Raw genomic sequence first — 19,586 nt, forward strand, 5'->3', positions numbered from 1 at the left:
TATGAGCCAGGTTGTCGTGTATTCCAGCGATTGGTGCCCTTACTGCATGCGGGCCAAGGCCCTGCTTGAGAAAAAGGGCGTTGCCTTCGAAGAGATCAAGGTCGATGGCAAACCCCAGGTGCGTGCCGAAATGGCCCAGAAGGCGGGGCGCACGTCCGTGCCGCAGATCTGGATTGGCGCCAGGCACATCGGTGGTTGCGACGACCTGTTCGCCCTGGAGCGAGCCGGTAAACTCGATGCGCTGCTGCTCGTCTGACTCCTAAACCCTAAAAGACCCCAAGATCAAGAAGGATCTGCGATGACTGACCAACAGAACACCGAAGCAGCAGAAGCTCAAGGCCCACAGTTTTCGCTGCAGCGGATCTACGTGCGTGACCTGTCGTTCGAAGCGCCGAAAAGCCCGGCGATCTTCCGTCAGGAATGGACCCCAAGCGTTGCGCTGGACCTGAACACCCGTCAGAAAGCCCTGGAAGGTGACTTCCATGAAGTCGTGCTGACCCTGTCGGTGACCGTCAAGAACGGCGAAGAAGTGGCCTTCATCGCTGAAGTGCAACAGGCTGGTATCTTCCTGATCCAGGGCCTGGACGAAGCGTCCATGAGCCACACCCTGGGCGCGTTCTGCCCGAACATCCTGTTCCCGTATGCCCGTGAGACCCTGGACAGCCTGGTCACCCGCGGCTCGTTCCCTGCGCTGATGCTGGCTCCGGTGAACTTCGATGCCCTGTACGCTCAAGAGCTGCAGCGCATGCAACAGGAAGGTTCGTCGACGGTTCAGTAAGCCGACGATGTAAAAAAGCGCCATAACCGGCGCTTTTTTTATGCCCTGTAGGAGCCGGCTTGCCGGCGATGAGGCCCTTGAAGTCGATGCACTATTCAAGGTCGCCATCGCCGGCAAGCCGGCTCCTACAAAGGGTGATGTGTGTTATTTGAAGCCCAGTTGGCGCCAGCCCTCGTAGACGGCAACCGCCACGGTGTTGGACAGGTTCAGGCTGCGGCAGCCCTCGCGCATCGGCAAGCGCAGGCGATGGCCGTCGGGCAGGGCGTCCAGTACCTCGGCCGGCAGGCCACGGCTTTCAGGCCCGAAGAGGAAGGCGTCGCCTTCGGCAAAGCTGACATCATGGAACGGCTGCGAGCCCTTGGTGGTGAACGCGAACAGCCGTGGCTGCCCCAGGCTTTCCAGGCAACTGGCCAGGTCGGCATGGCGCTGGAGGGTGGCGTACTCGTGGTAGTCCAGCCCGGCGCGGCGCAGGCGCTTGTCGTCCATGTCGAAGCCCAGGGGCTCGATCAAATGCAGGTGGCAGCCACTGTTGGCGCACAGCCTGATAACGTTGCCGGTGTTCGGCGGAATTTCTGGTTGAAAAAGGATGACGTGAAACATGCACGGCTCCGAAGGTAAAGATGCGCTGCATTCTACCCCTGAAGACGATCCAAGACCGAAGCTATTGCCGCGGGTGATGGGCTCTTTGGCGATTGTGGGGCTGATGATCGGCTTGATGATCGGCCGCCTGACCACGCCCGACCCCGTCGAACTGCAGCAGGTGGAGACGGCGGCGGATGGCGTGGTGGTGTGGTTCAACAGCGAACCCAAGCTGCACGGCGAGCCTATCGACGGCACCGTGGCCTTGCTGTTCGACGCCCAGGGCAAGGCGGCCAGCGGGCAACTCAAGGTCAATGACAAGGATGTGAACTGGCGCGTGCGCAAGACCGATGGCGGCCTGCTGCTGAACTTGGTGGCGGCCCGGCCGTTGCGTGGAGAGTGGAGGGGGGAGAAGGTCGATGGCCGCTGGCGGCTGGAGATCCATCTCCAGGAGCAATAAAAGAGGGAATCCCCGGCCTGCCTGTACCAAGGTTCCCGAAACGGGCTGGGGCTATGGGCGCTGTGCCACATAAGCCCCGGGTGTAAAGAAGGGAGTTCCCGGCCTGCCTGTACCAGGGCTCCCAAAACGGGGTGAAGCCTTCAAGGCTTCGGTGTTAAAGAGGGAATCCACGGCCTGCCTGTACCGAGGTTCCCCAAAGCGGTGTGGAGCGCGACGCGGTTCGCATCAAGCACCCCGGGTGTAAAGAGGGGATTCTCGGCCTGCCTGTACCAAGGTCCCCGAAACTGGGTTGTACAAGGGTTATTGCAGGGCGCGTGCCAGAGTGGCCGAGTTGTGCCAAAAAATTTCTACAGAAAGCGCAAAGCCCCGGAATACGGGGCTTTGGTGTTTTTGGTCTTTGGATTCTTTTCAGCAAGGCTGAAGTTTCAGGCATTGGATCCGTGCCCGATGCTAGTTCATGGTGCATTGAAGCGGTGCACGGTATTCGGTCCAACACAAAACAACTGTGGGAGCTGGCTTGCCTGCGATGGCGGTATTTCAGTCGACATATTCGGTGACTGACACACCGCCATCGCGGGCAAGCCCGGCTCCCACATTAGATTTTCAGCGATTCAGAAATGGGGTTCAGGCTTCATCGCCCTCGTCATCGTCACCACCATCAACCTTCATCCCCAACTCCTTGATCTTGCGCGTCAAGGTGTTGCGACCCCAGCCCAGCAGCACGGCGGCGTCGCGGCGGCGACCTGCGGTGTGCTTGAGCGCGGTTTCGATCATGATCCGCTCGAACGCCGGCACGGCGCTGTCCAGCAGGTTCGACTGGCCGCGTGCCAGGGCCTGGTCGGCCCATTGGCGCAGGGCCTGCTCCCAGTTGGTCACCGGTGCCGAATCCTGCGGCAGGCTCAGCAGCTCGGGCGGCAGGTCACTGATGTGCACTTCGCGCCCGGACGCCATCACCGTGATCCAGCGGCAAGTGTTCTCCAGCTGGCGCACGTTGCCCGGCCATGGCAGGTTCTTCAGGTACTCCTCGGTCTCGCTTTTCAGCAGCTTCGGCTCCACGGCCAGCTCCTGGGCGGCGCGGCTGAGGAAGTGGCGGGCGAGGGTCGGGATGTCTTCGCGACGGTCCGACATGCGCGGAATATGGATGCGGATCACGTTGAGGCGGTGGAACAAGTCCTCACGGAACTTGCCGGCGTGCACCAGGGTTTCCAGGTTCTGGTGGGTCGCGGCGATGATGCGCACGTCCACCTTGACCGGCGTGTGCCCGCCGACGCGATAGAACTCGCCGTCGGCCAGTACACGCAGCAGGCGCGTCTGGGTGTCGGCAGGCATGTCGCCGATTTCGTCGAGGAACAAGGTGCCGCCATCGGCCTGTTCAAAACGGCCGCGACGCAGGTTGGCCGCGCCGGTGAAGGCGCCTTTTTCATGGCCGAACAGCTCGGACTCCATCAAGTCCTTGGGAATGGCCGCCATGTTCAGCGCGATGAACGGCGAGGCCGCACGTGGGCTGTGGCGGTGCAGGGCGTGGGCCACCAGTTCTTTACCGGTGCCCGACTCGCCGTTGATCAGCACGGTGATGTTGGAGTGGCTCAAACGCCCAATGGCGCGAAACACTTCCTGCATCGCCGGCGCTTCACCGATGATTTCCGGGGTGCGGGTCAGGGTGGGTGGGGCTTCCTGGCTCTGCTGTTCCTGGGCGTGCTGGTTGGCGCGCTTGACCAGCGCCACCGCCTCGTCCACGTCGAACGGCTTGGGCAGGTATTCAAAGGCGCCGCCCTGGTAGGACGCGACAGCGCTGTCCAGGTCCGAGTGCGCGGTCATGATGATCACCGGCAGGCGCGGGTGCTGCTCGCGAATGCGGGCCAGCAAGTCCAGGCCACTGGCGCCGGGCATGCGGATATCCGAGATGATCACATCCGGCTGCTGACGGGCCAGGCGGCTCATCACCCCATCGGCGCTGTCGAAGCTCTGGGTGGTCATGCCTTCCTGTTGCAAGGCTTTCTCGAGGACCCAGCGGATAGAACGGTCGTCATCGACGATCCAGACAGTTTCACTACGGCTCATGTCGATGGGGCTCCTTGTTCCAGAGGCAGAAAGATCGAGAAAGTGGTGTGGCCAGGATGGCTCTCACATTCGATCAGACCCTGGTGCTGGCTGATGATGTTCTGGGTAATGGCCAGGCCCAGCCCGGTGCCATCCGGGCGGCCGCTGACCATGGGAAAGAAGATGGTTTCCTGAAGTTCCGCAGGAATGCCCGGGCCGTTGTCGATGATCTCGACCTTGGTCACCAGGCGATGGCGCACATGGCCGATGGTGAACTGGCGCAGGGCGCGGGTGCGCAGGCTGATGCGGCCCAGGCGCAGCTCGTTCTGGCTGCTGATGGCCTGCATGGCGTTGCGCACGATGTTGAGCACCGCCTGGATCATCTGTTCGCGGTCGATCAAGACGTCGGGAATGCTCGGGTCATAGTCGCGCACCAAGGTGATGCAGCCCTGGCTTTCGGCCTCGACCAATTGGCAGACGCGCTCCAGCACCTCGTGCACGTTGGTCATCGCCAGCGACGGCAACTTGTTGGAACCGAGCATGCGGTCCACCAGGTTACGCAGGCGGTCGGCTTCTTCGATGATGACGTTGGTGTAGTCCTTGAGATTCTCGTCGGGCAGCTCGCGGGCCAGCAATTGCGCCGCGCCGCGAATCCCGCCCAGGGGGTTCTTGATCTCATGGGCCAGGCCGCGCACCAGCATCTTGCTGGTTTCCTGCTTGGACAGCTGGGCTTCTTCCTTGGTGATACGCAGCAGGCGGTCGCGGGGGTGTACCTCAAGCAGCAGCAGGGTCGCGCCGTTGCTCAGGATCGGGGTCACGGCGTAGTCGACGGTCAGGGTCTGGCCGGTGAGCGCCGTGAGCATCGCCTCACGCTTGGTAAAGGGGTGTGCCTGCTCCACTGCCTGGCGCAACGAGCTCAGGGCTTCGGCCGACTCGGTGAACAATTCGCTGATGAACTGCCCATGGCTGCGCTGGCCGCTGATGGCCAGGAGCATCTCCGCCGCCGGGTTCATGTACTCCAGACGCAAATCGTCATTGAGCAGGATGGTCGCGGTGGTCAGGTTATCGAGTAGCAAACGGTGCAGTGCATCGCTGATGGTCATCAGGACCTCTTTTGGAGCAAGGCGCGGGCTTCGGGCACACGCTGATACAAGGAAAATGCAAAAACCAAACCAAGGCTCCGAAAAGAAGCGCGAAACCCCTGAAATGGGGGTTTTAGGCGCGAAACTGTGGCGTTCTGCCAGCTTGCTCGGGAAGTTTCGAACCAAAATGGGCTGAGTCGATGGGAAGGGTGCAGCCTATCGCACCAATATAGTGCGGTTTTGTGAAGGTTGTTCAGGAAGTGAAGGTTGGCGATGAGTTGACCGCGAGACTGGGTAAGTGTGGGAGCTGGGGGGGGGGGGGGGGGGGGGGGGGGGGGGGGGGGGGGGGGGGGGGAGGGCGTAGGNNNNGCCTGCGATAGCGGTCTTGAATGTACCGACGCTATCGCAGGCAAGCCAGCTCCCACATTTTGATGGGGTTTGCAGGTTCTAGCCTTTGTGGATGCACAGCTCGGCAGTGGCGCGGATCATCGCCAGTTGTTGCATCGGCTCGTTCAGCGGCTCGTGGACGGCCTGTGCCAACCACTGCGGGCACTGAGGGTCGGTGCGTTGCGGGGTGAAGTCCGCCAGTTGCTGGAGCAGGCGTTTCTGCAATTCGTCGAGGCGGGGGCGAATCTGCTTCACCAGGTCCGGGCGTGGGTCGTCGGGCGCCTTGCCCTGGAACTGCCAGTCGGACAGCAGGGTGTATTGCACCAGTTTGTTGGCCTCGATCTGTGCCGAGAAAAACTGCTCGGCGGCGGCAGGGCTCAGTTTGTAGCCCGGCGCTTGGGCGGCAACGCTGGCGATCACCTCTTGTTCGCGCGTCTTGTCCTCCACGGGCTTGTGGCTGTCCCATTTGCTCAGGGCGACCTGTTCGGCGATCTGCAGGCGTTCGGCAATGCTGTTGAGCAGGGGTTCCAGCGTAGGCGGCGCAGCCTGGGCACTGGCGCTCGCGAATAACAGGGCAACTAAGAGTCGACGTTTCAACGGTGATCTCCTGATGGGAGGGCGCCAGCCCTCTTTTATAGGGTTCAAAATGCCTGGGCAAAAAAAAGACCTCCCGAAGGAGGCCTTTCTTGTCACGCTACGTCAAGTAGCGCTACTGGATTAGCAGCTGTAGTACAGCTCGTATTCCAGTGGGTGTACGAAGGTGCGTACTTTGATTTCTTCTTCGCTTTTCAGCTCGATGTAGGCATCGATGAAGTCGTCGCTGAATACGCCGCCTTTGGTCAGGAACGCACGGCCCTTGTCCAGCTCTTCCAGGGCTTCTTTCAGGCTGCCGCACACTTGTGGGATCTCTTTGGCCTCTTCAGGCGGCAGGTCGTACAAGTTTTTGTCGGCGGCATCGCCAGGGTGGATCTTGTTCTGGATACCGTCCAGGCCCGCCATTACCAGGGCAGCGAAGGCCAGGTATGGGTTGGCTGCTGGATCCGGGAAGCGGGCTTCGATACGGCGAGCGCGAGGGCTGGACACGTAAGGAATACGGATCGAGGCGGAACGGTTGCGAGCCGAGTAGGCCAGCATTACCGGAGCTTCGAAACCTGGGACCAGACGCTTGTAGGAGTTGGTCGACGGGTTGGTGAAGCCGTTCAGGGCCTTACCGTGCTTGATGATACCGCCGATGAAGTACAGGGCAGTGTCGGACAGGCCGGCATAACCTTCGCCAGCGAAGGTGTTCTTGCCTTCTTTAGCGATGGACAGGTGAACGTGCATACCCGAACCGTTATCGCCGTACAGAGGCTTAGGCATGAAGGTAGCGGTACGGCCGTAGGCATCAGCCACGTTGTGTACGCAGTACTTCAGGGTCTGAACTTCGTCAGCCTTGGCAACCAGGGTGTTGAACTTCACGCCGATTTCGTTCTGGCCGGCAGTCGCCACTTCGTGGTGGTGAACTTCAATGACCAGGCCCATTTCTTCCATGGCGTTGCACATGGAGGTACGGATTTCGTGGTCGTGGTCGAACGGCGGAACTGGGAAGTAGCCACCTTTGATACCTGGACGGTGGCCTTTGTTGCCGCCTTCCACGTCCTGGTCGGACATCCACGAACCTTGCTCGGAGAAGATCTTGAACATGGAACCGGAGATGTCGGACTTGAACTTGACCGAATCAAAGATGAAGAATTCTGGCTCTGGGCCTACGAATACGGTGTCGCCAATACCGGTCGACTTCAGGTATTCCTCGGCACGCTTGGCGATCGCACGTGGGTCGCGGTCGTAGCCTTGCATGGTCGAAGGCTCGATCACGTCGCAGACGATGATCAGGGTTGGGTCTTCGGTGAACGGGTCGAGAACGGCAGTGCTGTCGTCCGGCATCAGGATCATGTCGGAAGCTTCAATGCCTTTCCAGCCAGCGATGGAGGAACCGTCGAACATTTTGCCTTCTTCGAAGAAAGCATCATCCAGCGCGTCGCGAGCCGGCATGGTCACGTGGTGCTGAGTACCTTTGGTGTCCGTGAAGCGCAGATCAATCCATTTAACGTCATGATCTTTGATGAGTTGAACCGACTTCGACATGGTGTCCTCCGGGTGGCTTCGGGCTGGGGTAGTGGAGTTAGCCCTTAGAATGTGGGTGATGCCGGCGCGGATACTCCGCCAAGGCAACCTGCCTCACAAGAGAGCAAATTGCATGCCAGTGCGCCAACATGGCCTTTTTGCCTCAAAATGGCCCCTATAACGGTGCAATCCGCTGAAACGGAAAAAATAACGCACTGCAATGTAGCGTTAATTCTCGTAAATGACCCGTTTTGGTGCGCGAAGCGTGTTGTGCATATTAACTGGTTAAACCTTGAGCGATTTCCGCTATAATCCGCGCCCCCCTTTTTCAGCAGGCCCGGCGCGCGCTGTTTCCATGAAATTAATCGTTAAAGTCTTCCCCGAGATCACCATCAAGAGCCGACCGGTACGGACGCGTTTCATCCGTCAATTGGCCAAGAACATCCGTGCCGTGCTCCGAGACCTGGACCCGGCTGTGGTGGTGAACGGCGTGTGGGACAACCTCGAGCTGGAAACCCGCATCACCGACGCCAAAGCCTTGAAGGACATGACCGAGCGCCTGAGCTGCATGCCGGGCATCGCGCATTTCCTGCAGGTGGATGAGTACCCGCTGGGCGACTTCGACGACATCACCGAGAAGTGCAAGCAGCACTACGGCGATTCGCTGACCGGCAAGATCTTTTCGGTGCGCTGCAAGCGTGCCGGCAAGCACCCGTTCAGCTCCATGGACGTCGAGAAATACGTCGGCAGCAAGCTGCGTCGCGAGTGCGGCGCGGCAGGAATCTCGCTGAAAACACCGGAAATCGAAGTCCGTATCGAAATTCGCGACCAACGGTTGTTTGTGATCCACAGCCAGCACAACAGCATCGGCGGCTACCCGCTGGGCGCCCTGGAACAGACCCTGGTCCTCATGTCCGGCGGTTTCGATTCCACGGTGGCGGCCTACCAGATCATGCGCCGTGGCCTGATGAGCCACTTCTGCTTCTTTAATCTGGGCGGGCGTGCACACGAATTGGGCGTGATGGAAGTTGCGCACTTTATCTGGAAGAAATACGGCAGCTCCCAACGCGTGCTATTTGTGAGCGTACCGTTCGAGGAAGTGCTGGGAGAAATTCTCGGTAAAGTCGATAACGGTCATATGGGCGTAGTATTGAAGCGTATGATGTTGCGCGCTGCGTCGAGCATTGCCGACCGCCTGCACATTGATGCGCTGGTGACCGGTGAAGCGATCTCCCAGGTGTCCAGCCAGACGCTGCCCAACCTGTCGATCATCGATTGCGTCACCGAGAAGCTGGTATTGCGCCCGCTGATCGCCAGCCACAAGCAGGACATCATCGACCTGGCAGAAGAAATCGGCACCGCCGACTTTGCCAAGCACATGCCTGAGTACTGCGGGGTCATTTCGGTGAACCCCAAGACCCATGCCAAGCGTTACCGCGTGGAGCATGAAGAGAAAGAGTTCGACATGGCGATCCTGGAGCGTGCGCTCGAGAACGCCAAGCTGGTCCCGATCGATCGCGTGATCGACGAGTTGGGCCAGGATGTGAAGATCGAAGAAGTCAGCGAAGCCCTGGCCGGCCAGATCGTCATCGACATCCGTCACCCGGATGCCGCTGAAGATGAGCCACTGGAAATCGCTGGCATCGACGTGCAAACGCTGCCGTTCTACGCACTGAACGCGCGTTTCAAGGAACTGGATAACAGCCGTCAGTACCTGCTGTATTGCGACAAAGGCGTGATGAGTCGCCTGCATGCCCACCATTTGCTCAGTGAGGGGCATGCCAATGTGCGCGTTTATCGACCGAGCTAAGAGCCCGGGGCTGTTTGCCTGTGGCCTGCGTCACCGGCCCCCCGACTCTGCCGTCAAGCTGTAACGGCAAGGCCTGACTCTACTGTTAATCGCTGCCACGACCTGTCAGCACACCGAATCCTCTGATCGAGATACACAAGTGATCGAAAATCTACGTAACATCGCCATCATTGCTCACGTTGACCATGGTAAAACCACCCTGGTAGACAAACTCCTGCGTCAATCCGGCACCCTGGAGCGCAACGAGCTCAACGACGAGCGCGTGATGGACTCCAACGACCAGGAAAAAGAGCGCGGTATTACCATCCTGGCAAAAAACACCGCCATCAACTGGAACGGCTACCACATCAACATCGTGGACACCCCGGGCCACGCCGACTTCGGCGGCGAAGTAGAACGCGTAATGTCGATGGTTGACTCCGTTCTGCTGCTGGTTGATGCCCAGGACGGCCCTATGCCGCAAACCCGTTTTGTGACCAAGAAGGCGTTCGAAGCCGGCCTGCGTCCGATCGTGTGCATCAACAAGGTTGACCGTCCAGGCGCGCGTCCGGACTGGGTTCTGGACCAGATCTTCGACCTGTTCGACAACCTGGGTGCCACCGAAGAACAGCTGGACTTCAAAGTCGTCTACGCCTCGGCCCTGAACGGTATTGCCGGTCTGGACCACACCGACATGGCTGAAGACATGACCCCGCTGTACCAGTCGATCGTCGACAACGTACCAGCACCGGCTGTTGACCGTGACGGCGCGTTCCAGATGCAGATCTCCGCTCTGGACTACAACAGCTTCCTGGGTGTTATCGGCGTTGGCCGTATCGCTCGTGGTCGCGTCAAGCCGAACACCCCGGTTGTCGCTATCGGCGCCGACGGCAAGAAGCGCAACGGTCGTATCCTGAAGCTGATGGGTCACCACGGTCTGCACCGTGTAGACGTTGAAGAAGCCGCTGCCGGCGACATCGTGTGCATCAGCGGTATGGACTCGCTGTTCATCTCCGACACCCTGTGCCACCCGGACACCGTCGAGGCGATGAAGCCTCTGACCGTTGACGAGCCAACCGTTTCCATGACCTTCCAGGTAAACGACTCGCCTTTCTGCGGTAAAGAAGGCAAGTTCGTGACCTCCCGTAACATCAAGGAGCGTCTGGACAAAGAGCTGCTGTACAACGTTGCTCTGCGCGTTGAAGAAGGCGACTCGGCTGACAAGTTCAAGGTTTCCGGCCGTGGTGAGCTGCACCTCTCGGTACTGATCGAAACCATGCGTCGCGAAGGCTTCGAAATGGGCGTTGGTCGTCCGGAAGTGATCATCCGTCAGGTTGACGGCGTGAAGCAGGAACCGTTCGAAAACGTCACCATCGACACCCCGGAAGAATCCCAGGGCAAGGTGATGGAAGAAATGGGTCTGCGTAAAGGCGACCTGACCAACATGGTGCCGGATGGCAAAGGCCGTGTACGTCTGGAATACAACATCCCTGCTCGTGGTCTGATCGGTTTCCGTAACCAGTTCCTGACCCTGACCAACGGTGCTGGCATCCTGACCTCGATCTTCGATCGCTACGACACCATGAAGTCCGGCGACATGTCCGGCCGTCAGAACGGTGTTCTGGTATCGGTAGAAACCGGCAAGGCACTGACCTACTCCCTGGAAACCCTCCAGGCGCGTGGCAAGCTGTTCGTTGAACACGGTCAAGAAATCTACAACGGCCAGATCGTTGGTCTGAACAGCCGTGACAACGACATGGGCGTCAACCCAACCAAAGGCAAGAAGCTCGACAACATGCGTGCTTCGGGTAAAGACGAAACCATCGCCCTGGTTCCACCTGTTCGCTTCACCCTGGAACAGGCTCTGGAATTCATCCAGGACGACGAGCTGTGCGAAGTGACACCTAAGTCGATCCGCCTGCGTAAGAAGATCCTGGACGAAGGCGAGCGTACCCGCGCTGCCAAGAAAGCCAAGAACTGAGTTAACTCAGGCTGAATGAAAAACGCCCCCGGTCGAAAGGCCGGGGGCGTTTTTTTATGCCTGTGATGAGTGTGTTGTTTGTACCGGCCTCATCGCGGGCAAGCCCGCTCCCACAGGGGAATGCATTCCAAGTGTGGGAGCTGGCTTGCCTGCGATGGGGGCCGCACAGTCGCCAAAGACGTTGGATCAGAATTTATCGAGTGTGCGCAAATTGGTCTCGCGCACCACTTCTTTCGGCTTGTACGCGCAATACCCCGGGCGTGGCCCGATTTTCGGGTGGTTGCGGCACGTGTCCGGGCGCTTGTCATAAATAGTGCAGAAGCGCGTCTTACGATCCAGGTACAGGCAATCGTTGTTGCTCATGCGCTGCAGGGTAAAGATCTCGGACTTGGAATTGAAACGCTCGACGATGCCTTCCTTCTGCAAACGCTTGGCGATGTTCTTCGGCGGGTCGCCACGCTCGAACTCATCGACGATGCCAATGCGGATCAGGTCTTTGATCTTCACTTCCACCGGCAGCGTGCAGCAGCTGGACACGCAGCCCCCACACATGTGGGCGGAGTATTTCTGCCAAGTCTCGAGACGGTCGAGTTCCGCGGCGGCGATCAGTTGAGGCTTCATCAGGGTTCCAAGGTGGGGCGTTATCCGGGCGCGCGATCATACCGGGATTGGTGGTTTTTTGAACAATATTTTGCGGATTTCCGCTGCAAGGCGGCGCGAACGGTGATCGGGCACGAGCCCTGCATCTAAAACCCCAAAGGTAAATGCGTTAAAAAAGTGCCGAACCAGAGCGTCTACCGTCTGTCAGACCGACTAGGCTCTAGCCACTCCTTCTATCTCGCCCGAGGTCGCACCGATGTCTCAGGAACCGCTTGCACGAGAAGCAGAGGTAGCCGCATTTCGCGATGCCGTCTTGACCAAACTCACCTACGCGGTGGGCAAGGACCCGGATCACGCCTTCGACCACGACTGGTTCGAAGCCATTGCCCTGGCCGCGCGCGACCAGATGGTCGATCACTGGATGGACCACACGCGGCGCATCTACCGCAAAGGCCAGAAGCGGGTTTACTACCTTTCTCTGGAATTCCTCATCGGCCGCTTGCTCTACGACAGCCTGAGCAACCTTGGCGTGCTGGAGATTGCGCGCGAAGCGCTGTCGGAGCTTGGCGTCGACCTGGAGCGCATTCGCCTGCTGGAGCCCGATGCGGCGCTCGGCAACGGTGGCCTGGGTCGCCTGGCAGCGTGTTTCATGGAAAGCATGTCGACCTTGGGCGTCGCCGGCCACGGTTATGGCATCCGCTATGAACACGGCCTGTTCCGTCAGGCGATTGTCGATGGTTGGCAACAGGAGCAGACCGAACACTGGCTGGACTTCGGCAACCCCTGGGAATTCGAACGCCCTGAAGTGGTGTACCCGATCGGCTTTGGTGGCAGTGTTGAAACCCTGGATGACGGCACCGGCAAGATGATTCAGCGGTGGACGCCGAACGAAACGGTGCGCGCCATTGCCTATGACACGCCGGTCGTCGGCTGGCGCGGCGCCAGCGTCAACACCTTGCGCCTGTGGCGTGCCCGTGCCGTGGAAGACCTGCACCTGGAGCGCTTCAACGCCGGTGACCACCTGGGCGCCGTCGCCGAAGTGGCCCGTGCCGAAAGCATCTCCCGGGTGCTTTACCCGGCCGACAGCACCGAAGCAGGGCAGGAACTGCGCCTGCGCCAGGAGTACTTCTTCGTCGCCGCCTCCCTGCAAGACCTGCTGCGCCGCCACAAAAATATGCACGGTTCGGTGCTGAGCCTGGGCGAGCACGCCGCGATCCAGCTCAACGACACCCACCCGTCCATTGCCGTGGCCGAGTTGATGCGCCAGCTGGTCGACTTGCACGACATCCCGTGGGAGGCCGCGTGGGATGTCACCGTTGAAACCCTGTCGTACACCAACCACACGCTGCTGCCCGAAGCCCTGGAAACCTGGCCGGTCGGCTTGATGGAGCGCATGTTGCCCCGGCACATGCAGATCATTTACCTGATCAACGCCCAGCACATCGACTCGCTGCGCGCCAAGGGCATCCACGACTTTGACGTGCTGCGCGCCGTGTCGCTGATCGAAGAAGACAACGGCCGTCGCGTGCGCATGGGCAACCTGGCGTTTCTTGGCTCCCATAGCGTCAACGGCGTATCTGGGTTGCACACCCAGTTGATGCGCAGCACGGTGTTCTCCGAACTGCACAAGCTGTACCCGGAGCGCATCAACAACAAAACCAACGGCATCACCTTCCGCCGTTGGCTGTACCAGGCCAACCCCAAGCTCACCGACATGCTGGTGGAAGCGTTGGGCCCGGATATCCTCGACAAACCCGAGCAGCGCCTGGTGGAGCTGGAACCGTTCGCCGAAAAGCAGGCGTTCCGCAAAGCCTTCGCCGAGCAGCGCCTGCACAGCAAGCGTGCCCTGGCAGACATTATCCACGAGCGTTTGGGCATTTCCGTCAACCCGGCGGCGATGTTCGACGTGCAGGTCAAGCGTATCCACGAGTACAAACGCCAACTGCTCAACCTGTTGCACACCGTGGCGCTGTACCAGGCGATCCGCGCCGAGCCTGGCACCGACTGGGTGCCACGGGTGAAGATTTTTGCCGGCAAGGCTGCGGCCAGTTATCACCAGGCCAAGTTGATCATCAAGCTGACCAACGACATCGCCCGCACCGTCAACAACGACCCGACCGTGCGCGGGTTGCTCAAGGTGGTGTTCCTGCCCAACTACAACGTCAGCCTGGCGGAAAGCATCATCCCTGCCGCCGACTTGTCGGAGCAGATCTCCACCGCAGGCTTTGAGGCCTCGGGCACCAGCAACATGAAGTTCGGCCTCAACGGCGCGCTGACCATCGGCACCATGGACGGCGCCAACGTGGAGATGCACGAGCGCGTCGGTGCCGAGCACATGTTCATCTTCGGCCTGAGCGCCCAGCAGGTGGAGGCGCGCAAACATGCCGGCGAGTTCAACGCCGGGCCGGACATCGCCGCCTCCCATCGCCTCAATGATGTGCTGCAGGCGATTCGGGGTGGAGTGTTCTCGCCGGATGATCCGGGCCGCTACGTGGGCTTGATCGACGGGCTGATCGACTACGACCGCTTCCTGGTGTGTGCCGACTTCGATTCTTATTGGGACGCCCAGGCACGGGTCGAGGCGCATTGGCACGACTCCAAAGCCTGGTGGCGTTCGGCGGTGTTGAATACGGCGCGGATGGGCTGGTTCAGCTCGGACCGCACGATCCGCGAATACGCAACCGAGATCTGGAAAGCCCTCGACTAACCACCGAGTCCCCCTGTGGGAGCGGGCTTGCCCGCGATAGCGCAGTGTCAGTTTGCAGATTTGTCGACTGGCACACCGCAATCGCGGGCAAGCCCGCTCCCACATTGGTCTTGCGTCGATATACTAGGCCTCGGTTTGCTTAGGGATATCGACCATGCAATGGATTTTCATGCTGATTGGCCTGGCACTCGGCTGGACACTCGATGAGTCGTTCACCGATGCCGGTTTTGGTGCGCTGCTGGGGTTGGGGATCGGCCAGGCGATTCGCCTGTCGATGCTGTCGTCCCAGGCAGACCAGCAGGCACGTCAGTTGGAAACCACGCAGAAGGCGCTGATCGCATTGGGCGAACGCCTGCGGCAACTGGAAGTGCCTGCCCCGGCGAGCAGTATTGCTGCCGAGCCCGTCGCCCCTGAACCCGAACCCCAACCCACCCCTGTCGCCGAGGCGCCCGAGCTTGTATGGGAATTGCCGGCCGAACTGGCACCCGTCGCGATGGCGGCCGAGCCCAGCCAACCGCTGCCGGATGACGTCTGGGCACCCGCTCCCGCCCCACGTCCCGCTGAGCCCGTGACCCCCCGTGGCCCCAACCTGATCGAACGCGCCATCAGCGGTGCTCGCAATTGGCTGTTCGGTGGCAACACCGTGCTGCGGGTTGGCGTGGTGCTGTTGTTCCTCGGCCTGGCCTTCCTGCTGCGCTACGCCACCGAAGGCATGGTGGTGCCGATCGAGTTGCGCTATGCCGGTGTTGCCGCAGCTGCCGTTGGCCTGCTGGGCCTGGGCTGGTGGCTGCGCCTGCGCAACAGCAATTACGGGTTGATGCTGCAAGGCACCGGGATCGCGGTGCTGTACCTGACGGTGTTTGCCGCGATGCGCTTGCACCCGCTCATCGACCCGGGCGCCGCGCTGGGCCTACTGGTGGCGGTGACGGTGTTCTCGGCGATCCTGGCGATTACCCAGGACGCGCTGGGCCTGGCCTGCGCGGCGGCGCTGGGCGGGTTTGCGGCGCCAATCCTCACCTCTACCGGCGCCGGCAACCATGTGGCGCTGTTCAGCTATTTCGCGTTGCTCAATGCCGGCATCCTGGCCATCGCCTGGTTCAAGGCCTGGCGCCTGCTCAACCTGATCGGCTTTGTCGGCACCTTCGGCATCGGCTTCGCGTGGGGTATGCGTTCCTACACGCCGGAACTGTTGTGGAGCACCGAACCGTTCCTGATCCTGTTTTTCCTGATGTACCTGGCCATCGGCCTGCTGTTCGCCCGGCGTAAGTTGCTGGAGATGAGCGATGCCCCCGAGGACGACAGCCGTGGCGCCGTGCTGCGCTGGTCGGCGGCCAAGGGTGACTATGTGGACGGCAGCCTGTTGTTTGGCCCGCCGCTGGTGGGCTTTGGCTTGCAGTTTGCGCTGGTGCAGCACCTGGAATTCGCGGCGGCGTTCAGTGCCCTCGGCCTGGGCATTATCTACATGGCCCTGGCTCGCATGCTCAGTGGCGGGCGCGCCTTGCTGCTGGCGGAGACCTGCCTGGCTCTGGGCGTGATCTTCGCCAGCCTGGCGATTCCCCTGGGCCTGGATGCGCGCTGGACCGCTGCAGCGTGGGCCGTGGAAGGCGCCGGGATTCTCTGGCTGGGTGTGCGCCAGCAACGGCCGTTGGCACGGGCCTTCGGCTTGCTGCTGCAACTGGGCTCTGCTGTCGCCTTCCTCAGCGAGTTGCGCATGGGTGAGCACAGCCTGCTCGACGGCGCGCCGTTGGGCACGTTGCTGCTGGGCGCGGCGCTGCTGTTCAGTTTTGATCAACTGCGCAAAGCCTCTACCGAGCAGGCGTCGGGGTGGGAGCGCAAAGGCTTGCCGGTGCTGGCGAGCCTGGGCTTGGGTTTCCTTTACCTGCTGGCGCCGTTGCTGTTGCAAACCCAAGGCACGGCCATCAGTTGGGCGCTCGCCGGCCTGGTGACATTGTTTGTCGGCCTGCGCATCGGCTCGCGCACCTTCCTGTTCACCGCGTTTGCCGTGCAGTTGCTGGGCGGCGCGTTGTTCCTGTTGCGCTTGCAGGGTGGCGATGGCGCTGCTGTGTTCAGCGCGGGTTGGGGCGGTTTGCTGACGGCATCGCTGATCGGCCTGGCCTTGGTCGGCGGCATGCTGCTGGCGGCGCGTAACGACATGGTACGCGGCGATGTGCGCTTGCTGCGCGGGCTGTCGGTGGTGCTGCTGGCGGGGCTGGTGCTGATCAACCTCGCGGTGCTGTTCGTGCTGCCGTGGGAAAGCGCCAGCGGTGTGTGGGCGGCCAGTGGGTTGTTGATCATCTGGCTGAGCCTGTACCTGCAACAGCGCGTAAGCTTTGTGTTCGGCTTGCTGCTGCAAGTGGTCGGCGGTGCTTCGTTCCTGCTTTCGGTGCCGCAACTGCTGGGGCCGCTGACGAGCGAAGGATTGCGCCCGCTGGCCCACAGCGGTTTCTGGACGCCGATGGTGCTGGGCCTGGCGGCGCTCGTGGGGGCCTGGCGCCTGCAACGCGAACCCCATGCGCCGGTGTTTGACGTACTGAAACTGCAACGGCTGTCTGACTTGCTGCTGGTGTGGGGCGCGGGCTGGTGGACACTGGCGCTGACCGGCGAAGTGCTGCGGTTTGTCCCGCTGGAACTGCAAGGCGCGTTCTTGCTGGGCATCGCCGCGATCAGCGTGGCGATCTGGGCAGTGCTGGCCGAGCGTCTGCGCTGGGCGTCGCTGGGCATGCTGTGCACGTTGCTGATGCCGGCTGCCGGCGTGGTGTTGCTGGTGTCTGCCCATGCCTACTATCACCCGGCTGCGCAGTTCGGCTGGCTGGCTTGGTTCGCCGTATTTGTGGTGCATTTCATTTCGCTGCGGCGCCTGGCGGCCATCGTGCCAGGCAAGGTGCTGAGCGTGGCCCATGTGGTGGGCTGCTGGATGCTCATCGGCGTGCTGGCGCTGGAGCTGCGTTACGGTCTGCTGTCTCTGTCGGCCGAATACAACGCCTGGCGCTGGTTGGGTTGGGCAATTTTGCCAAGCCTGTACCTGGTACTGGCGGCCGCACCACGCAGTTGGCCGTGGCCGGTGTCGGCCTACCCGCATGAATACCGTGTGCTGGCGGCATTGCCGCTGGCGGTGCTGATGCTCGGCTGGTTCTGGCTGGCAAACACCTTCAGCGATGGCGTGGCCAAGCCGCTGCCCTATGTGCCGTTGCTCAACCCGCTGGACCTGGGCCTGCTGTTTGCGCTGTTGGGTGTGTACCTGTGGTCACGCAGCGTGGCGCCGCAACGCGGGCCGAGGGTGGAGCTGATCGCCCAAGGCGTTGCCGGTATTTCGTTGTTTGCGTTCTTTACGGCCCTGGTGATGCGCACCGCTCATCATTGGGGTGATGTGCCGTTCCAGCTGGATGCGTTGCTCGAATCCATGCTGGTGCAGGCCGGCCTGTCGATCGTGTGGACCCTGATCGCCCTCGGCCTGATGATCGGCGGCCACCTGCGTCATCGTCGCGAGGTGTGGCTGATCGGCGCGGCCTTGATTGCGCTGGTGGTGGCCAAGCTGTTCTTTGTCGAGCTGAGCAACCGGGGCGGCCTGGCGCGGATTGTGTCGTTTATCGGCGTGGGCGGGTTGCTGCTGGTGGTGGGCTACTTTGCGCCGCTGCCTCCTAAACGTGTCGAACCTGTGATTGAAACCGAAGGAGCGTCTTCTTGATGGGCAAGTTGAGTCTGGGCGGGTTGGCGGTATGGATGGTGTGCGCGGCGGCGGTTGCCCAGGAAGGGCCGGCCGATTTCACCACGCACGTGCCGCTGGCGGTGAGCGGCAATAGCCCCTGGTATCGCCTGGAGCTGCCGCTGGCGGTGCAGTTGAGCGCACGCCAGGCCGATCTCAGCGATGTGCGGGTGTTCAACGCGGCGGGCGAGGCCCAGGCGTATGCGTTGTCCCGTCAATCGTCACAGCACACCGAAAGCCGCACGGTGACCGACGTGAAGTGGTTCCCGCTGTACGCCGCCGATACCCAACAGGCGTTGCCGGGCGTGGTGATGAAGGCCACCACCGAAGGCACCCTGGTGGAGATCAAGCCGGCCACCGAGCCCAAGCCCGGCAAGCAGGTGCTGCGCGGCTGGGTGTTGGACGCCAGTGCGATCAAGGCGCCGTTGCAGCAAATGAGCCTGGATTGGAGCCGGGAGCAGGACGGGTTTCAGCGTTTCAGCATCGAAGCCAGCGACGACTTGCAGCACTGGGCGTCGTGGGGCGACGGCCAGGTGGCGCGCCTGTCGTTTGCCGACGAACGGGTCGAGCAGCATGACGTCAGTTTGCCGGGACAGTCGGCGCGTTATCTGCGATTGGTCTGGCAGGGGCAGACTGCGCCGGTGCTGACGTCGGCCAAGCTGACCAGCGCCACCCGCAGCAGCCTGCCAATGCCATTGGTGTGGTCGCAGCCGTTGTCGGGCACGCGGCTCAAGGCCGGGGAGTACAGTTGGCAGCTGCCGACGGGGCTGAATGTCGAGCGCCTGCGCATCGAGTTGAAACAGCCCAACACGCTGGCGCCGGTGACACTGGCGGGGCGGCGCGACGCCAATCAAGCCTGGCAGCCCCTGAGCAATGGCCTGCTGTATCGCCTTACCCAGAATGGCCAGGAGGTGGTGCAGGATGAGTTGCCGTTGCCGGGCCAGGCTGTGACCGAGCTCAAGTTGCAGGTGGACGAGCGCGGCGGCGGCCTGGGCGTCGACGCACCGGCCGTGCGATTTGCCGTGCGCTCCACGCAGTTGGTGTTCCTGGCGCGGGGTGAGCCGCCGTTCACCCTGGCGCTGGGCAATGGCGCCGTGAAGGCGGCGAACCTGCCGCTATCGACCCTGATTCCCGACTACAGCGCCGAGCGCCTGAAGACCCTGGGGCAGGCCAAGACCGTGGGCGATGGGGTGGTCAGTGCGCCGGTCGCGGCGGTGTCGCCCGCAGTCGGTGCCGACTGGAAGAAGCTGGGCCTGTGGGCTGTACTTCTGCTCGGCGTGGCGGCGCTGGGAGGCATGGCCTACAGTCTGTTGCGCAAGCCCGTGGCCAAACCGTGAACTCTATTGGTGTTAAATCCTCTGATGAGAGGAAATAAGC

14 protein-coding genes are annotated in these 19,586 nt (G+C 61.5%); 8 read left to right on the forward strand and 6 right to left on the reverse strand.

Annotation, left to right across the window (positions count from 1 at the left end):
• The first annotated feature begins 1 nt into the window (after nucleotide 1).
• Nucleotides 2-256, forward strand: coding sequence for a glutaredoxin 3 (gene grxC / locus AC07OV_RS01165; RefSeq protein WP_033896917.1), 255 nt, complete (start codon nucleotides 2-4; stop codon nucleotides 254-256).
• Nucleotides 257-298: 42 nt separating this feature from the next.
• A complete protein-coding gene (gene secB / locus AC07OV_RS01170; protein WP_012721755.1) occupies nucleotides 299-778 on the forward strand; it encodes a protein-export chaperone SecB in 480 nt (159 codons plus the stop codon).
• 144 nt (nucleotides 779-922) lie between these two features.
• On the opposite strand, the gene AC07OV_RS01175 is transcribed toward secB, so the two are convergent.
• Nucleotides 923-1,378 (reverse strand): tRNA (cytidine(34)-2'-O)-methyltransferase, encoded by a 456-nt coding sequence (locus AC07OV_RS01175; protein WP_176997281.1) that lies wholly within the window; start codon nucleotides 1,376-1,378, stop codon nucleotides 923-925.
• On the opposite strand from AC07OV_RS01175, the gene AC07OV_RS01180 reads away from it, so the two are divergent.
• Nucleotides 1,377-1,817, forward strand: a complete 441-nt coding sequence (locus AC07OV_RS01180; RefSeq protein ID WP_495091306.1) for a hypothetical protein — start codon at nucleotides 1,377-1,379, stop codon at nucleotides 1,815-1,817. The two genes, AC07OV_RS01175 and AC07OV_RS01180, sit on opposite strands and share 2 nt — an antisense overlap.
• A gap of 624 nt (nucleotides 1,818-2,441) precedes the next feature.
• Here AC07OV_RS01180 and ntrC read toward each other — a convergent pair.
• The 4 genes from ntrC to glnA form a co-directional block, all read right to left on the reverse strand.
• Nucleotides 2,442-3,878 carry a nitrogen regulation protein NR(I) gene (gene ntrC, locus AC07OV_RS01185; protein ID WP_176997279.1) on the reverse strand — a complete coding sequence of 479 codons (1,437 nt, stop codon included), beginning with the start codon at nucleotides 3,876-3,878 and terminating at the stop codon, nucleotides 2,442-2,444.
• The gene (gene glnL / locus AC07OV_RS01190) at nucleotides 3,875-4,960 is read right to left on the reverse strand and encodes a nitrogen regulation protein NR(II) (RefSeq protein WP_016979130.1); all 1,086 of its coding nucleotides are present in this window, start codon (nucleotides 4,958-4,960) and stop codon (nucleotides 3,875-3,877) included. The genes ntrC and glnL overlap by 4 nt, the downstream gene beginning before the upstream one ends.
• Before the next feature lie 426 nt (nucleotides 4,961-5,386).
• Nucleotides 5,387-5,923, reverse strand: a complete 537-nt coding sequence (locus AC07OV_RS01195; RefSeq protein WP_494996165.1) for a chorismate mutase — start codon at nucleotides 5,921-5,923, stop codon at nucleotides 5,387-5,389.
• A gap of 120 nt (nucleotides 5,924-6,043) precedes the next feature.
• Nucleotides 6,044-7,450, reverse strand: coding sequence for a glutamate--ammonia ligase (gene glnA / locus AC07OV_RS01200; RefSeq protein WP_024072899.1), 1,407 nt, complete (start codon nucleotides 7,448-7,450; stop codon nucleotides 6,044-6,046).
• Between the two features lie 334 nt (nucleotides 7,451-7,784).
• Between glnA and thiI the strand changes: the two genes are divergently transcribed.
• Together thiI and typA are read left to right on the forward strand one after the other, a co-directional pair.
• Nucleotides 7,785-9,239, forward strand: a complete 1,455-nt coding sequence (gene thiI, locus AC07OV_RS01205; RefSeq protein WP_176997277.1) for a tRNA uracil 4-sulfurtransferase ThiI — start codon at nucleotides 7,785-7,787, stop codon at nucleotides 9,237-9,239.
• Nucleotides 9,240-9,378: 139 nt separating this feature from the next.
• Nucleotides 9,379-11,199 (forward strand): translational GTPase TypA, encoded by a 1,821-nt coding sequence (gene typA, locus AC07OV_RS01210; RefSeq protein WP_176997276.1) that lies wholly within the window; start codon nucleotides 9,379-9,381, stop codon nucleotides 11,197-11,199.
• A 186-nt stretch (nucleotides 11,200-11,385) separates the two neighbouring features.
• Here typA and AC07OV_RS01215 read toward each other — a convergent pair whose 3' ends face one another.
• Nucleotides 11,386-11,820, reverse strand: coding sequence for a YkgJ family cysteine cluster protein (locus AC07OV_RS01215; RefSeq protein ID WP_176997275.1), 435 nt, complete (start codon nucleotides 11,818-11,820; stop codon nucleotides 11,386-11,388).
• A 235-nt stretch (nucleotides 11,821-12,055) separates the two neighbouring features.
• Here AC07OV_RS01215 and AC07OV_RS01220 point away from each other — a divergent pair, with 235 nt between their 5' ends.
• The 3 genes from AC07OV_RS01220 to AC07OV_RS01230 all read left to right on the forward strand — a co-directional run bounded on the left by AC07OV_RS01220 (nucleotide 12,056) and on the right by AC07OV_RS01230 (nucleotide 19,546).
• Nucleotides 12,056-14,506 carry a glycogen/starch/alpha-glucan phosphorylase gene (locus tag AC07OV_RS01220; protein ID WP_495091307.1) on the forward strand — a complete coding sequence of 817 codons (2,451 nt, stop codon included), beginning with the start codon at nucleotides 12,056-12,058 and terminating at the stop codon, nucleotides 14,504-14,506.
• Nucleotides 14,507-14,660: 154 nt separating this feature from the next.
• The gene (locus AC07OV_RS01225) at nucleotides 14,661-18,191 is read left to right on the forward strand and encodes a DUF2339 domain-containing protein (RefSeq protein ID WP_495091308.1); all 3,531 of its coding nucleotides are present in this window, start codon (nucleotides 14,661-14,663) and stop codon (nucleotides 18,189-18,191) included.
• Nucleotides 18,191-19,546, forward strand: coding sequence for a DUF3999 domain-containing protein (locus tag AC07OV_RS01230; protein WP_495091309.1), 1,356 nt, complete (start codon nucleotides 18,191-18,193; stop codon nucleotides 19,544-19,546). The genes AC07OV_RS01225 and AC07OV_RS01230 overlap by 1 nt, the downstream gene beginning before the upstream one ends.
• Nucleotides 19,547-19,586: the final 40 nt, after the last annotated feature.

The sequence above is a fragment of the Pseudomonas sp. GW821-FHT09A09 genome (assembly GCF_059418405.1).